Origin of the sequence: Ralstonia sp. OTU4908 (assembly GCF_038440115.1) — a bacterium.
GTDB classification, from domain to species: Bacteria; Pseudomonadota; Gammaproteobacteria; order Burkholderiales; family Burkholderiaceae; genus Ralstonia; species Ralstonia pickettii.
The window spans coordinates 217,903-232,004 of sequence record NZ_JASATD010000004.1 but is presented as its reverse complement, the minus strand read 5'-3'; the positions used below and the strand labels follow the sequence as shown (position 1 = coordinate 232,004).

The following is a 14,102-nucleotide window of genomic DNA, read 5'->3' as shown; positions in this document are numbered from 1 at the left end:
CGGGTTCAGTCGCGGAAGTTGTTGAAATCCAGCGGGGTGTCGCTCACGTCCTTGCGCAGCATGGCGATCACGCTTTGCAGGTCATCGCGCTTGGCGCCGGTCACACGCACCGCATCGCCCTGGATGCTCGCCTGCACCTTGATCTTGCTGTCCTTGATCGTCTTGACGATCTTCTTGGCCAAGTCGCCCGAGACGCCCTTCTTGATCTTGACGACCTGCTTCATCTTGTCGCCGCCGATCTTCTGCTTGTCCTGGTAATCCAGGAAGCGTACATCGACGTTGCGCTTGGCGAGCTTGTTCATCAGCACATCGTTGACCTGGCCGATCTTGAAATCGTCATCGGCAAACAAGGTCAGTTCCTGCTCCTTGTGCTCGACGCGGGAGTCGGAGCCCTTGAAGTCGAATCGCGTCGAGATCTCTTTGTTGGCCTGTTCCACGGCGTTCTTCACTTCCACCATGTTGGCTTCGCATACCACGTCAAACGACGGCATCGTGTTCTCCTTGCAGACTTGAATTCGGGTTGCTGCGGCGCCTCTGTGCGGGTGCCGCGTGCGCCATGGCTTCTATAATCTCGGCTTTCCGTTCAGATTTAGCGCCATGGCGTTGCTCGACACGCATTATCCCCTACGCCAGCACAACACGTTCCGTTTCGAGGCCACTGCCCGCTACGCCGCACACGTTCGCGCGCCGGAAGACGTTCCCGCCGCACTGGCCGACCCGCGCGTGCAGGGCCTGCCTGTGTTGGTGCTGGGTGGCGGCAGCAACATCGTGCTCACGCGCGATTTCGAAGGCCTGGTGTTGCTGATGGAGAATATGGGCATCGCCACCGGCCGCAGCATGGTCGACGGCCGGGAAGTCCACACCGTCACCGCAGGCGGCGGCGAATCATGGCACGGCCTCGTCGCTCACACCGTCTCTCATGGCTTGCCTGGGCTGGAAAACCTCGCGCTGATTCCAGGTACGGCGGGCGCGGCGCCCATCCAGAACATCGGCGCATACGGCGTCGAGATCAAAGACCGCTTCCAGTCCCTGCGCGCCTACGACCGCCACGCCGGCGAGTTCGTCACCCTCACCGCCGCCGATTGCGCCTTCGGCTATCGCGACAGCCTCTTCAAGCGCGCCGGCGCCGATCGCTACATCATCACCGAAGTCACCTTCGCCCTGCCGGTGGATTGGCAGCCCGACACGCATTACGCCGAACTCGCGCGCGAGTTGGCCGCGCAGAACATCGCCCGCCCGACGGCGCAGGACATCTTCGATGCGGTGATCACCATCCGCCGCCGCAAGTTGCCCGATCCGGCTGAAATCGGCAACGCCGGCAGTTTCTTCAAGAACCCCATCGTCGATGCCGCCACGCGCGATGCCCTCGGCGAGCGTTTCCCGAATCTGGTCGGATATGTGCAACCCGACGGCACCTACAAGCTCGCCGCCGGCTGGTTGATCGATCAGTGCGGCTTCAAGGGCCGGCAGAGCGGCGCAGTGGGCGTGTATGAAAAGCAGGCGCTGGTGCTGGTGCACCGTGGCGGCGGCAGCGCGGTTCAGTTGATGACACTGGCACGTGAGATCCAGGACGCCGTGCATGCGCGCTTTGGCGTGCGTATCGAACCCGAACCGGTCGTGGTGTAAACGGGCTGGCGGGTGGGCACGCTGGGCATCCCGCGCCACATCGCACGCCTCAAGATCCAGGCAGCCCTCGCCCGACATACCCGCGGTCGACCCAATGGCCTAAAATGGCTGGTTTGACCCCACGACCTCCCTTTTCGCGTTCCATTTCATGACCACCGAAACCTTTGACGGCGTCCGCCTGACCACCAAGGCCAATGTGTACTTCGACGGAAAGTGCGTCAGCCACAGCTTTACCCTGCCCGACGGCACCAAGAAGTCCGTGGGCGTGGTACTGCCGGCCACGCTGACCTTCGGCACGGCCGCAGCCGAGATCATGGAATGCGTGGGCGGCTCGTGCGAATACAAGCTCGACGGCACCGATGAATGGAAGACGTCCAGCGCAGGCGAAAGCTTCCAGGTTCCGGCCAACTCGAAGTTCGACATTCGGGTGACCGAGGCCTACCACTACATCTGCCACTACGCCTGAACCTGCCCAGGATCCTACTGCGCGGCTCGATCTTGACCTTGTGATGCTCGCCGTACCCGTGTACGGCTGCGCTTCTCAGGCCAACCTCGAACCGCTCGCTACGGATTCTGAACAGGTTCAAAGAACTGAAAGACTGAAGAGACACACCATGGAAACCATCCTGCAACACGTTCCCGTCGGCCAGAAGGTCGGCATTGCCTTCTCGGGCGGTCTCGACACCAGCGCTGCGCTGCGCTGGATGAAGAACAAGGGCGCGCTGCCCTATGCCTACACCGCCAATCTCGGCCAGCCCGACGAGGAAGACTACGATGCCATCCCGCGCAAGGCCATGGAGTATGGTGCAGAGAAGGCCCGCCTGATCGACTGCCGCCCGCAGCTGGCCAATGAAGGCATTGCCGCTATCCAATCCGGCGCCTTCCACATCAGCACCGGCGGCATCACCTACTTCAACACCACGCCGCTGGGCCGCGCCGTGACCGGCACCATGCTGGTCGCCGCCATGAAGGAAGACGACGTCAACATCTGGGGCGACGGCTCGACCTTCAAGGGCAACGACATCGAGCGCTTCTACCGCTACGGCCTGCTCACCAACCCGGCGCTGAAGATCTACAAGCCGTGGCTGGACCAGGCCTTCATCGACGAGCTGGGCGGCCGCGCCGAAATGTCGGCCTTCATGACGAAGGAAGGTTTCGGCTACAAGATGAGCGCCGAGAAAGCCTACTCGACGGACAGCAACATGCTCGGCGCCACGCACGAGGCCAAGGATCTGGAGCACCTGAACAGCGGTATCCGCATCGTCAACCCGATCATGGGCGTGGCGTTCTGGAAGCCGGAAGTCGAGGTCAAGGCGGAAGAAGTGTCGGTCACCTTCGACGAAGGCCGTCCGGTCGCCGTCAACGGCCGCGAGATTGCCGATCCGGTGGAGATGTTCCTGGAGCTAAACCGCATCGGCGGCCGTCATGGCCTGGGCATGAGCGATCAGATCGAGAACCGCATCATCGAAGCCAAGAGCCGCGGCATCTACGAAGCCCCGGGGATGGCGCTGCTGCACATCGCCTACGAGCGCCTGGTGACCGGCATCCACAACGAAGACACCATCGAGCAATACCGCATCAACGGTCTGCGCCTGGGCCGACTGCTGTACCAGGGCCGCTGGTTCGATCCGCAGGCCATCATGCTGCGCGAAACCGCCCAGCGCTGGGTGGCCCGCGCCGTGACCGGTACCGTCACGCTGGAACTGCGCCGCGGCAACGACTACTCGATCCTGAACACCGAATCGCCCAACCTGACCTACGCACCTGAGCGTCTATCGATGGAGAAGGTCGAGGACGCGCCGTTCAGCCCGGCAGATCGCATCGGCCAACTGACCATGCGCAACCTGGACCTGATGGACACGCGCGACAAGCTGGCCATCTACTCGAAGGCGGGCTTGCTGTCGCTGGGTACTGCCAACGCGCTGCCCCAACTCGACGGCGGCAAGAAGTAACCGCCTGCCGCTTCAAGGCAAAAAGGCCGCTCCGACATCAATCGGAGCGGCCTTTTTTATGCCTGCAGATTTGGGCGGCTGCGCGCTCAATAACGACCGCAGAGCAGGTATTCCATCAGCGCCTTCTGCACGTGCAGACGGTTTTCCGCCTCGTCCCACACGACGCTCTGCTTGCCGTCGATGACGGCCGCTTCGACTTCCTCGCCGCGGTGTGCGGGCAGGCAGTGCATGAACAGCGCATCGGGTTGCGCGCGCTGCATCATCGCCTCGGTGACCATCCAGTCGCCAAAGGCCTTCTTGCGCGCTTCGTTTTCAGCTTCGTAGCCCATGCTGGTCCACACGTCCGTGGTCACCAGATGCGCGCCGTCGCAGGCTTCGAGCGGGTTTTCGAACACATGCACGAACGGCAAGGCGGAATCGGCCACCATGGCCGGATCCAGCTGATAGCCCTTCGGCGCAGAAAAATGGAAGCGGAAGCCGAGGATCTCCGCCGCCTGGATCCACGTGTATGCCATGTTGTTGGCATCGCCCACCCAGGTGACGGTCTTGCCCTTGATGGGGCCGCGCTGCTCGATGAAGGTGAAGATGTCGGCCAGCACCTGGCACGGGTGGTATTCGTTGGTCAGTCCGTTGATGACCGGCACGCGCGAATGCGCGGCGAAGCGCTCGATGATCTCCTGCCCGAAGGTGCGGATCATGATGATGTCGGTCATGCGGGAGATGACCTGCGCCGCGTCTTCGATCGGCTCACCGCGCCCAAGCTGGGAATCGCGCGTGTTCAGGAAGACCGCGTGGCCGCCGAGCTGGTGAATGCCGGCTTCGAACGACAGGCGCGTACGCGTGGAATTCTTCTCGAAGATCATGGCCAGCGTGCGGTCGTGCAGCGGGTGCCACGTCTCGTAGTTCTTGAACTTGGCCTTGAGGATCGCGGAACGGTCCAGCAGGTATTCGTACTCTTCCAGCGAAAAGTCCTTGAACTGCAGGTAGTGCTTGATCGAGCTTGGTGGGTTCATAAAACAACGAAGGCGGCCTGCAGATGACGCACCGGGAATATCCCGTGGCACGTCGCCCTAGCCGCCTTGCCTGTTGAAGATTCAGTCCATCATACGGGATCGCCACCGGTTTGGCGAGTTTCACGCCCCGCGGGCCCGCTACCACAAAGGCTCGGGTGAAAGGCCGATGAAAGTCTTATATAAGATATAATACTGGCTGCTTCGGATGCCCTGACCGCCTGCAAACCGGTACGACAAGCCGGTCCGTCCGGTTCATGAACCGGCAACCAGGCAGGCGCATCATCCGCACCACAAGTGCACCCCGCTCGAACGTTGCGGCACCCGCACGGTCGAAGTCGTTTGCAAATCTCCACAGCCCCACGCAGTCCATGGCAGCCAACCCTCGCCAATTCTTCATCCAGGGCGTCACCCGCGACGGAAAGACCTTCCGCCCGAGCGACTGGGCCGATCGGCTGTGCGGTGTGATGGCGCAGTTCCGCCCTGCCGGCGATTCCGGAGATCCCCGCTTCACCTATTCCCCCTACGTGCGCCCCGTCATGTCGGGCGGCATCCGCAGCGTATTCGTCGACGAGCGCCTGCGCGACATCGAACCCAAGGCGCTGGATTTCGTGCTGAACTTCGCGCACGACAACAACCTGCAGCTCGTGGAAGCCTGCATCCTGCCGGAAGGCAGCGCTTCCGCGAAAGCCTAATCCGCAAGAACGCCGTACCAAGGTGCGCCTCGCACATTCGAGGCCCGCAGCATGCAAAAAGCCCGTCCAAAGACGGGCTTTTTTATCGTCGGAGCGCGACGTTGCGTGTCACGCCATGCCGGCTAGGCCGGCATCACCCGAACTTAGGCAGCCATTGCCTTGATGGCAGCGGACAGACGCGACTTGGCGCGTGCAGCCTTGTTCTTGTGGACGATCTTCTTGTCAGCGATGCTGTCGATCGTGCTTTGGGCGGTCTTGAATGCAGCAGCTGCTGCAGTCTTGTCGCCCGCGGCCACAGCCTTGCGGACGCCCTTGATTGCGGTGCGCAGACGCGAGCGCAGAGCCGAGTTGTGAGCGTTCTGAACGACGGCTTGGCGTGCGCGCTTGCGTGCTTGTGCGGTGTTTGCCATGGAAAAATCCCTGAAGAAACGGTAGCAAGCGCCCCGGGAGACACGGAAGGCCGAAGCGCGCAAATTGGTGAAAGACGGCAATTATACGCAGAGTTCTGCCTTCAACGCAAACCCTGTTGTGAATTCGCCCGGATACGTGCAGTTTGGGGCTTCTGCGGCACTTTTAGGCGCGTGGTGAGCCGATCCCTATAATACGGCCGCAATTGTGTCCTCCGGTCACGTTCGTCACGCCGGGCGCGAACCCCGCATGGTGCTGTCGGTCAGACCGCCATCGCCGTGTTTGCCTCCCTGGCGGCGCCCAACCACGCATTCATCTTGAATCTCCTCAAAACCCTCGCCACGATCAGCGGCCTGACGATGCTCTCGCGCATCACGGGGCTCATTCGCGAGACGCTGATCGCCCGCGCTTTCGGCGCCTCGGTTTACACCGACGCCTTCAACGTCGCCTTCCGTATCCCCAACCTGCTGCGCCGGCTTTCGGCCGAGGGCGCGTTCTCGCAAGCGTTCGTGCCGATCCTGGGTGAATTCAAGAACCGCCAGGGGGAAATGGAAACACGCGCACTGGTCGACTCCGTGGCCACGGTGATGACGTGGTTCCTGGTAATCATCTCGGCGTTGGGCGTGATTGGCGCGCCGTTGATCGTCACCGCCGTCGCGACCGGTTTCAAAGAGCACGAAAGCCAGGCCTACATCTCGGCGATCTTCATGACGCGCGTGATGTTTCCGTACATCGGGCTGGTGTCGCTGGTGGCGCTGGCGTCGGGCATTCTAAATACGTGGCGGCAGTTCGCGGTGCCGGCTTTCACGCCCGTGCTGCTCAACCTGTCGTTCATCGTGGCGGCGGTGTTTGTGGCGCCGCACCTTGAAACGCCAATCTACGCGCAGGCCTATGCGGTGATGGTGGGCGGCATCCTGCAGCTTGCCATTCAGATTCCGTCGCTACGCAAGATCGGGATGCTGCCGCGCGTGTCGTTCAACGTCCGCGCGGCATGGCACCACCCGGGCGTACGACGCGTGCTCAAGCAGATGTTGCCGGCCACGTTATCGGTATCCGTCGCCCAGATCAGTCTGATCATCAATACGAACATTGCGTCGCGCTTGCCCACGGGCAGCGTGTCGTGGCTGAACTACGCGGACCGGCTAATGGAATTCCCCACCGCGCTGCTGGGCGTGGCGCTCGGGACGATCCTGCTGCCAAGCCTGTCCAAAGCCAGCGCGGAGAACAACCGTGAAGAATACTCATCGCTGCTCGACTGGGGCCTGCGGCTCACCGTGCTGCTTGCGGTGCCCTCTGCGGTGGGGCTGTTCGTGTTTGGCGCACCGCTCACGGCCACGCTGTTCCACTACGGCAAATTCACCGGCATGGACGTCGAGATGACGCGCCAGGCGCTGACGTCTTACGGCGTGGGGCTGATCGGGCTGATCGTCATCAAGATCCTGGCGCCCGGATTCTATGCGCGGCAGGACATTCGCACGCCGGTGAAGATTGCGCTGGTGGTGCTGGTGGCAACGCAGTTGTCCAACTATGTCTTCGTGCCGATCTTCGGGCACGCGGGGCTGGCGCTGTCGATCAGCTTTGGCGCGACCATCAATGCGGCGCTGCTGTTCTTCGGCCTGCGCCGGCGCGGTTATTACCATCCGCTGCCCGGCTGGGGGCTGTTCATCGCGCAGGTGATGTCGGCGGTATTGCTGCTGGCCGGGGCGCTGCTGTGGCTCGCCCACAATTTCGATTGGGTGGGACTGGGCGCCAAGCCGCTTGTGCGCATCGCGCTGCTCGGGGCAAGCCTGGTCCTGTGCGCGGTGGTCTATTTCGGTACACTGTGGCTCACCGGATTGAAGTTCTCCACGTTCCGAAAAAAGGCCATCTGATGACCACTAAAGTCCTCGATTATTTTTCGGCCCTGGTCGCGGACGACGACAGCATCCCCCTCACAGAAACCGCCCTGTCGATTGCGCAGGACGCGTATCCGGATCTGGACCTGCAGGCAGAGCTGGCCGCCATTGACGTGCTTGTCGCGCGGCTCAAAAACCGCATCGCCGAGGGCACGCCCGCCATCCAGCGCCTGCGCCTGCTCAATCAGTTCTTCTATCGGGAACTGGGCTTCGGCCCCAATGCAAACGATTACTACGACCCCGAGAACTCTTATCTGAATGCGGTGCTGCAGAGCCGGCGCGGCATTCCGATCTCCTTGGCCGTGCTGCTGATGGAAATCGGCCAGCAGATCGGCCTGCCGCTCAAGGGCGTGTCTTTCCCCAACCACTTCCTGGTGCGCATGAGCATTCCTGCGGGCGAGGTCGTGCTCGATCCGCTGACGGGGCAGACACTGTCGAAGGAAGAGTTGCAGGACATGCTCGACCCGTACCTGGAGAAGGAAGGCATCGAAGACCCGAACACGGTGCCGCTCGGGGTGTTCCTGCAAGTGGCTACGCATCGCGAGATCATCGCGCGCATGCTGCGCAATCTGAAGGCGATCTACCTGCAGGAATCGCGCTGGCAGCGCCTGCTGGCGGTGCAGCAGCGGCTGGTGATCCTGCTGCCCGATTCCATCGAGGAGGTGCGCGACCGGGGGCTGGCCTACGCCAATCTGGAGTGCTTCCGGCCCGCGCTGGAAGATCTCGAAGCGTACGTCGATGCCCGGCCCGATGCAGCCGATACGGCCAAGCTCAAGGAGCGCATGCCAACGCTGCGCGCCATGAGCAAGAACCTGAACTGACGCTTACTTCTGCGCGACGGCGCCGCGACGGCGTTTGAGCAACTTCCACAGCCCGCCCAGCATGAGCGGCACGATCGCCGCGCCCAGGCCGATCAGCACGATCGTGTTCAGGTGATCGCGAATCACGGGCACATTACCGAACGCCTCGCCCGACAGCACCAGGATCGCCACCCACAGCACGGCGCCGATCATGTTGAAGAGCTGGAACTTCGCGAACGTCATCTTCGACACGCCCGCCACAAACGGCGCGAACGTACGCACCACGGGGATGAAGCGCGCCATCACCAGCGTCTTGCCGCCGTGACGTTCATAGAAGCCGTGCGTTTTCATCAACGCTTCGTGATCGAGGAAGCGGATGTGACCGTCGAATACCTTGGGGCCGATCCAGGAGCCGACTAAATAGTTGACGGTGTTGCCCGTCGTGGCGGCAATCACCAGCAATACGATGAGCAGCCAGGCATCCATCTGACCCGTGGCGCACATGGCGCCGGCAATGAACAGCAGCGTGTCGCCCGGCAGAAAAGGCAGCACCACGAGGCCGGTTTCGGCGAACACGATGGCGAACAGCAGCACGTAGACCCACGCGCCGTATTGCTGAATCAGCAAGCCCAACGACTTGTCGACATGCAGCACGATGTCGACCAATTGCATCACGATATCCAAACCATCCCCCTGAACGAGCGGGAAATGATACCGGATGTGACTTAGATTTCCCCTAGCCCTTGGCGGGGCTTGCGTCGGTGCGCCGCACAGGGCGTGACATTTATAATGGCGCGATGACTTCTGCCTCGACTTCCCGCCGCCCCATTCGCCCCCTTCCCGACCAGCTGATCAGCCAGATCGCGGCCGGCGAGGTGGTCGAACGGCCTGCGTCCGTGGTCAAGGAGCTTCTGGAAAACGCACTGGACGCCGGTGCCACGCAGCTGCAGATCAAGCTGGAGGAAGGCGGCGTGCGGCGCATTGCCATCACCGACAACGGCGGCGGCATTCCGGCCGACGAATTGCCCGTCGCGCTGATGCGGCATGCGACGAGCAAGATCGGCTCGCTGGAAGAGCTGGAATCGGTGGCGACGCTCGGCTTCCGGGGCGAGGCGCTGGCCTCGATTGCCTCGGTGGCGGAATTGACGCTCACATCGCGCACCGCCAACGATGCCCACGCTACGCAGATCATTGCGCAAACGGGGCGAGCGCAGCCCGCCTCGGGCGGCGTCGGCACCACGGTCGATGTCCAGCATCTGTACTTCAACACGCCGGCGCGCCGCAAATTCCTGAAGACCGAGCAGACCGAGCTGGGCCACTGCATGGAGGTGATCCGGCGCACCGCGCTGGCGCGGCCCGACGTGACCATCTCCGTGCATCACAACGGCAAGCCGCTGGAGCATTGGAACGCCACGCAGGCGGATTCGCGCTCGGCGGCCGTGCTCGGCACCGAATTCGCCCGCGCGCGCCTGGCGTTCGAAGAATCCGCCGGCGAGCTGCGCCTGTTCGGCTTTGCCGGCCTGCCGACCGCGTCGCGCGGCCGGGCCGATCATCAGTTCTTCTACGTCAACGGCCGTTTCGTGCGCGATCGCCTGCTCACGCACGCCGTGCGCAGCGCCTACGAAGATGTGCTCCACGGCGACCGCTTTCCCGCCTACGTGCTGTGCCTGGAGTTGCCGCCCGAAGCCGTCGACGTGAACGTGCACCCGTCCAAGATCGAGGTGCGCTTTCGCGACAGCCGCGCGGTGCACCAGTTCGTCTATCACGCGGTGCAGCGCGCCTTGTCCCGCCACGCCGGCGAACAAGGCGACAGCCTGCGCACCGACATCGCCGATGCGCCGGAGGTTGCGGGCGTCACGACGGCGCCCTCGCCGACCGACAACACCACGCGCTGGATCAACCAGATGGCCGCGCGGCAGACGTCGCTCGGCATTGCGCAGCCGCGTGCGGAATACCTGTCGATGATGCGCGGCGATAGTACGCCCATGCCGTCGGGCCGCCCCGCCTGGATGACCGATGTGCCGAGCGCCGCGACATTGTTCGACGGCGGCACCGCGACTGTGCAAGCGCCTGTCGCCGTTGCGGAGCCGGCCGCTGTGCAGCACGCCGATGACGACGATGCGCATCCGCTCGGCTTTGCCGTCGCCCAGCTGCACGGCATTTACGTGCTGGCGCAGAACACGCGCGGCATGGTGCTCGTCGACATGCACGCCGCGCACGAACGTATCCTCTACGAACAGCTCAAGACCGCGCTGGAAGCCAAGCGCGTGGAAGTGCAACCGCTCCTGATTCCCGTCACGTTTGCCGCAAGCCCGGTGGAGATCGGCACCGCAGAGGAATTCCGCGACACGCTCACGCTGCTGGGCTTTGACATCTCCGCCGTGTCGCCGACCACGCTGGCGGTGAGATCGGTGCCGACGCTGCTGCAGAAGGCCGATGCGCAAGCGCTCGCGCGCGACGTGCTGCGCGATCTGCACGCGTACGGCGGCTCGCGCGTGCTGGCCGAACGCCAGAACGAGCTGCTGGCCACGTTGGCGTGCCACTCTGCCGTGCGTGCCAACCGCCGGTTGAACCTGGACGAGATGAACGCGCTGCTGCGCCAGATGGAAGCCACCGAACGCGCCGACCAGTGCAACCACGGCCGCCCGACATGGATCCAGTTGACCGTGGCTGACCTGGACCGCCTCTTCCTGCGTGGCCAGTAAATTCCGATGATTGCGTCTGCTGCGAGCGCCCCGCGCGCGATTTGCCTGCTGGGGCCCACGGCATCCGGCAAGACCGCCGCCGCATTGAAGCTGGCCGAACGCTGGCCGGTCGAGATCATCAGCATGGATTCCGCGCTGGTGTATCGCGGCATGGACATCGGCACGGCAAAGCCCAGCGCCGAAGAACAGGCCATCGCGCCGCATCACCTGATCGACATCATTGATCCGCTCGATGCGTATTCCGCCGCGCAGTTTGCCAACGATGCGAATGCGCTGATCGATGCCATCCGCGCACGCGGCCGGCTGCCGCTGATCGTCGGCGGCACGATGCTGTATTACAAGGCGCTCACGCAAGGTCTCTCCGATTTGCCCGGCGCCGATCCCGCCATCCGCGCGGAGATCGATGCCGAAGCCGCCCGCGATGGCTGGCCGGCGCTGCACGCCAAACTGGCGCAGGTCGATCCGGTGACGGCCGCGCGACTGCACGCGACCGACGCGCAGCGCATCCAGCGCGCGTTGGAGCTGTATCGGCTGACGGGCCAGCCGATGTCCGCCCTCCTCGCACGCGAGGTTGGCGCAAATGCATTCCAGCAGCACGATGCGGCTGCGCCGTATCTGACGATCGCGCTGGAACCGTCCGATCGCCTCGTGCTGCATGCGCGCATCGCACAGCGCTTTGACGCGATGCTCGCCGGCGGCCTGCTCGACGAGGTGGAGGCCTTGCGCCGCCGCGGCGATCTTTCGCCCACGCTGCCATCCATCCGCTGCGTCGGTTATCGCCAGGCGTGGGCTTACCTCGAAGGCGAAATCGACATGGCTGCCCTCCGTGAACAAGGCATCGCCGCAACGCGCCAGCTCTGCAAGCGCCAGATCACCTGGCTGCGCAGCACACCCGAGCGGCACGTGGTCGATTGCCTCGCGCCCGATTACGTCGATCAGGTCGCGCGCCTGGTCCAAACCTCACTGGAATCGCAATCCCAATGACCGCCACCACCACTGCGACTCGCTTCACGCTGCGCCCCGCCACCCCCGATGACTGCACCTCGCTCGTTCGACTGATCTCTGCGCTGGCCGAATACGAAAAGCTCACGCACCTGGTGCAGACCACGCCCGAAGCGCTGGCGACGATGTTGTTCGGGCCCCGCCCGTACTGCGAGGCGGTGCTGGCGGAAGTCGACGGCCGGGCCGTGGGCTTTGCGCTGTTCTTCCACAACTTCTCGACCTTCCTGTGCAAGCCGGGCCTGTATCTGGAAGACCTCTTCGTCGAGCCCGAATACCGCGGCCTGGGCATCGGCAAGGCACTTCTGATCCACCTGGCGCGCCTGGCGCAGGAGCGGGACTGCGGCCGCTTCGAATGGAGCGTGCTCGATTGGAATGCGCCGTCCATCGCGTTCTACGAAGCCATGGGCGCCGATGTGCTGCCCGAGTGGCGCATCTGCCGCGCCACCGGCGATGCGTTGACCAAGCTGGCCGCCACGGTCATGCCCGCCAGCCTGGCCGTACAGGCCTGAATTTGACCGCAAGCTCCGGAGTGTCACGCGCACGCCGGTGAGCGTAGGCTTGGCGTACCGAATCTCCGAAAGGAGCGCATATGCCGCCTTCCACCGCCGCCGCGCATGTCAGCGCGCGGCGCCGCCCAACCCTTGACGGCATCGACTGGCTCGCCATTGAAGACGCCCTCAACGACGCCGGCAGCGCCGTATTGCCGAGCCTGCTGGACGACGACGCCTGCAACGCCTTGACCGCGCTGTACCCGCAAGACCGCCTGTTTCGCTCGCGCGTAGTGATGGAGCGCCATGGCTTCGGGCGCGGTGAATACCAGTATTTCGCGTATCCGCTGCCGGACCTCATCGCGCAGCTGCGCACGTCGCTTTATCCGCCGCTGGCGACTATCGCCAACCGCTGGAACGAAGCTATGGATATCGACGTGCGCTATCCAGCCAAGCACGCCGATTTCCTGCGCTGCTGTCATGAAGCCGGCCAGCTGCGCCCCACCCCGCTGATGCTGCGATACGGCCCCGGCGACTACAACTGCCTGCATCAAGACCTCTACGGCGAACACGTCTTCCCGCTGCAGGTCGCCATCCTGTTGTCGGAACCGGGCGTCGATTTCAGCGGCGGCGAGTTCGTCATGACGGAACAGCGCCCGCGGATGCAGTCGCGGCCCGAAGTGGTGCCGCTGCGCAAAGGCGATGCGGTGGTCTTTGCGGTGCACCATCGGCCCGTACAAGGCACGCGCGGTACGTATCGCGTGAACATGCGCCACGGTGTGAGCCGCCTGCGCTCGGGTCAGCGGCATACTGTGGGCATCATCTTCCACGACGCTCTGTAGCCTGCTCACCATGACCACCGGCGATCTGTTTGCCGATCACTCACCCGCTGACGACGCGCGCATTGCGCTCGGCGAGGCGGCGTTTGTCTTGCGCGGCTTTGCGCTGTCGGAAGCGCCGGGCCTGATCGCGGCGGTGGACGCCATCGCGCAGCAGGCCGCGTTTCGGCACATGGTCACGCCGGGTGGCTTCGAGATGTCAGTCGCGCTCACCAACAGCGGCGCGCTGGGCTGGACATCAGACCGCCGCGGCTACCGCTATGCCACGCACGACCCGCTCACAGGAAACCCCTGGCCGCCGCTGCCCGATGTGTTCCTGCGTCTCGCGCACAACGCGGCCGCCGAAGCAGGCTTCCACGGCTTCACGCCAGACGCCTGCCTCATCAACCGCTATGTACCCGGCGCCCGCATGTCGCTGCATCAGGACAAAGACGAGCAGGACTACGGCGCGCCGATCGTCTCAGTGTCACTTGGCATGCCGGCGGTCTTTCTGTTTGGCGGACATCGCCGCGCCGACAGACCGCAACGCATTCCTCTTTTTCACGGTGATGTCGTCGTTTGGGGTGGCCCGGATCGCCTGCGCTATCACGGGATTGCACCGCTCAAGGACCACCCACACGCAATGCTGGGCAGCCAGCGCATCAACCTCACGTTCCGCAAGGCCGGCTGACCGCCAAACCCC

15 protein-coding genes are annotated in these 14,102 nt (G+C 63.8%); 11 read left to right on the top strand and 4 right to left on the bottom strand.

Annotation, left to right across the window (positions count from 1 at the left end; all coding sequences use genetic code 11):
- Positions 1-5: 5 nt before the first annotated feature.
- Positions 6-491, bottom strand: coding sequence for a YajQ family cyclic di-GMP-binding protein (locus AAHM38_RS05975; RefSeq protein WP_009241389.1), 486 nt, complete (start codon positions 489-491; stop codon positions 6-8).
- Between the two features lie 106 nt (positions 492-597).
- Between AAHM38_RS05975 and murB the strand changes: the two genes are divergently transcribed.
- From murB to argG, 3 genes are all read left to right on the top strand, one after another.
- Complete coding sequence (gene murB / locus AAHM38_RS05970; RefSeq protein WP_009241390.1) at positions 598-1,626, top strand: UDP-N-acetylmuramate dehydrogenase; 1,029 nt, start codon at positions 598-600, stop codon at positions 1,624-1,626.
- 148 nt (positions 1,627-1,774) lie between these two features.
- On the top strand, positions 1,775-2,092 hold the full coding sequence (gene ppnP, locus AAHM38_RS05965) for a pyrimidine/purine nucleoside phosphorylase (protein WP_065859797.1): 318 nt from the start codon (positions 1,775-1,777) through the stop codon (positions 2,090-2,092).
- 148 nt (positions 2,093-2,240) lie between these two features.
- Entirely contained in the window at positions 2,241-3,578 is a 1,338-nt protein-coding gene (argG, locus tag AAHM38_RS05960) for an argininosuccinate synthase (RefSeq protein WP_012762767.1), read from the top strand.
- A gap of 86 nt (positions 3,579-3,664) precedes the next feature.
- On the opposite strand, the gene argF is transcribed toward argG, so the two are convergent.
- On the bottom strand, positions 3,665-4,591 hold the full coding sequence (gene argF / locus AAHM38_RS05955; protein WP_004631757.1) for an ornithine carbamoyltransferase: 927 nt from the start codon (positions 4,589-4,591) through the stop codon (positions 3,665-3,667).
- A 368-nt stretch (positions 4,592-4,959) separates the two neighbouring features.
- Between argF and AAHM38_RS05950 the strand changes: the two genes are divergently transcribed.
- Positions 4,960-5,283: a DUF3579 domain-containing protein gene (locus AAHM38_RS05950; RefSeq protein ID WP_116575656.1), complete on the top strand. Its 324-nt coding sequence runs from the start codon at positions 4,960-4,962 to the stop codon at positions 5,281-5,283.
- Between the two features lie 143 nt (positions 5,284-5,426).
- Here the strand turns inward: AAHM38_RS05950 and rpsT are convergent, their stop codons facing one another.
- A complete protein-coding gene (rpsT, locus tag AAHM38_RS05945) occupies positions 5,427-5,693 on the bottom strand; it encodes a 30S ribosomal protein S20 (protein WP_004631753.1) in 267 nt (88 codons plus the stop codon).
- A gap of 315 nt (positions 5,694-6,008) precedes the next feature.
- On the opposite strand from rpsT, the gene murJ reads away from it, so the two are divergent.
- On the top strand, positions 6,009-7,562 hold the full coding sequence (murJ, locus tag AAHM38_RS05940) for a murein biosynthesis integral membrane protein MurJ (protein WP_116575674.1): 1,554 nt from the start codon (positions 6,009-6,011) through the stop codon (positions 7,560-7,562).
- Positions 7,562-8,407, top strand: coding sequence for a SirB1 family protein (locus AAHM38_RS05935; protein WP_116575655.1), 846 nt, complete (start codon positions 7,562-7,564; stop codon positions 8,405-8,407). Before murJ ends, AAHM38_RS05935 begins: the two co-directional genes overlap by 1 nt.
- 3 nt (positions 8,408-8,410) lie before the next feature.
- Here the strand turns inward: AAHM38_RS05935 and AAHM38_RS05930 are convergent, their stop codons facing one another.
- Complete coding sequence (locus AAHM38_RS05930; RefSeq protein ID WP_116575654.1) at positions 8,411-9,058, bottom strand: VTT domain-containing protein; 648 nt, start codon at positions 9,056-9,058, stop codon at positions 8,411-8,413.
- Positions 9,059-9,183: 125 nt separating this feature from the next.
- Between AAHM38_RS05930 and mutL the strand changes: the two genes are divergently transcribed.
- The 5 genes from mutL to alkB all read left to right on the top strand — a co-directional run bounded on the left by mutL (position 9,184) and on the right by alkB (position 14,090).
- Positions 9,184-11,091, top strand: a complete 1,908-nt coding sequence (gene mutL, locus AAHM38_RS05925; protein ID WP_116575653.1) for a DNA mismatch repair endonuclease MutL — start codon at positions 9,184-9,186, stop codon at positions 11,089-11,091.
- Positions 11,092-11,097: 6 nt separating this feature from the next.
- A complete protein-coding gene (miaA, locus tag AAHM38_RS05920; protein WP_116575652.1) occupies positions 11,098-12,075 on the top strand; it encodes a tRNA (adenosine(37)-N6)-dimethylallyltransferase MiaA in 978 nt (325 codons plus the stop codon).
- Positions 12,072-12,602 (top strand): GNAT family N-acetyltransferase, encoded by a 531-nt coding sequence (locus AAHM38_RS05915; protein ID WP_116575651.1) that lies wholly within the window; start codon positions 12,072-12,074, stop codon positions 12,600-12,602. Before miaA ends, AAHM38_RS05915 begins: the two co-directional genes overlap by 4 nt.
- An 80-nt stretch (positions 12,603-12,682) precedes the next feature.
- On the top strand, positions 12,683-13,423 hold the full coding sequence (locus AAHM38_RS05910; RefSeq protein WP_012762774.1) for a 2OG-Fe(II) oxygenase: 741 nt from the start codon (positions 12,683-12,685) through the stop codon (positions 13,421-13,423).
- A gap of 10 nt (positions 13,424-13,433) precedes the next feature.
- Positions 13,434-14,090: a DNA oxidative demethylase AlkB gene (gene alkB, locus AAHM38_RS05905; RefSeq protein WP_009241400.1), complete on the top strand. Its 657-nt coding sequence runs from the start codon at positions 13,434-13,436 to the stop codon at positions 14,088-14,090.
- Positions 14,091-14,102: the final 12 nt, after the last annotated feature.

What these genes read in the sequence shown, in the direction of transcription:
- argF (WP_004631757.1), bottom strand. Translation starts at nt 4,591, where the DNA reads ATGAACCCACCAAGCTCGATCAAGCACTACCTGCAGTTCAAGGACTTT.
- AAHM38_RS05910 (WP_012762774.1), top strand. Translation starts at nt 12,683, where the DNA reads ATGCCGCCTTCCACCGCCGCCGCGCATGTCAGCGCGCGGCGCCGCCCA.
- murB (WP_009241390.1), top strand. Translation starts at nt 598, where the DNA reads ATGGCGTTGCTCGACACGCATTATCCCCTACGCCAGCACAACACGTTC.
- AAHM38_RS05975 (WP_009241389.1), bottom strand. Translation starts at nt 491, where the DNA reads ATGCCGTCGTTTGACGTGGTATGCGAAGCCAACATGGTGGAAGTGAAG.
- miaA (WP_116575652.1), top strand. Translation starts at nt 11,098, where the DNA reads ATGATTGCGTCTGCTGCGAGCGCCCCGCGCGCGATTTGCCTGCTGGGG.
- argG (WP_012762767.1), top strand. Translation starts at nt 2,241, where the DNA reads ATGGAAACCATCCTGCAACACGTTCCCGTCGGCCAGAAGGTCGGCATT.
- AAHM38_RS05950 (WP_116575656.1), top strand. Translation starts at nt 4,960, where the DNA reads ATGGCAGCCAACCCTCGCCAATTCTTCATCCAGGGCGTCACCCGCGAC.
- rpsT (WP_004631753.1), bottom strand. Translation starts at nt 5,693, where the DNA reads ATGGCAAACACCGCACAAGCACGCAAGCGCGCACGCCAAGCCGTCGTT.
- mutL (WP_116575653.1), top strand. Translation starts at nt 9,184, where the DNA reads ATGACTTCTGCCTCGACTTCCCGCCGCCCCATTCGCCCCCTTCCCGAC.
- AAHM38_RS05930 (WP_116575654.1), bottom strand. Translation starts at nt 9,058, where the DNA reads ATGCAATTGGTCGACATCGTGCTGCATGTCGACAAGTCGTTGGGCTTG.
- ppnP (WP_065859797.1), top strand. Translation starts at nt 1,775, where the DNA reads ATGACCACCGAAACCTTTGACGGCGTCCGCCTGACCACCAAGGCCAAT.
- AAHM38_RS05915 (WP_116575651.1), top strand. Translation starts at nt 12,072, where the DNA reads ATGACCGCCACCACCACTGCGACTCGCTTCACGCTGCGCCCCGCCACC.
- AAHM38_RS05935 (WP_116575655.1), top strand. Translation starts at nt 7,562, where the DNA reads ATGACCACTAAAGTCCTCGATTATTTTTCGGCCCTGGTCGCGGACGAC.
- alkB (WP_009241400.1), top strand. Translation starts at nt 13,434, where the DNA reads ATGACCACCGGCGATCTGTTTGCCGATCACTCACCCGCTGACGACGCG.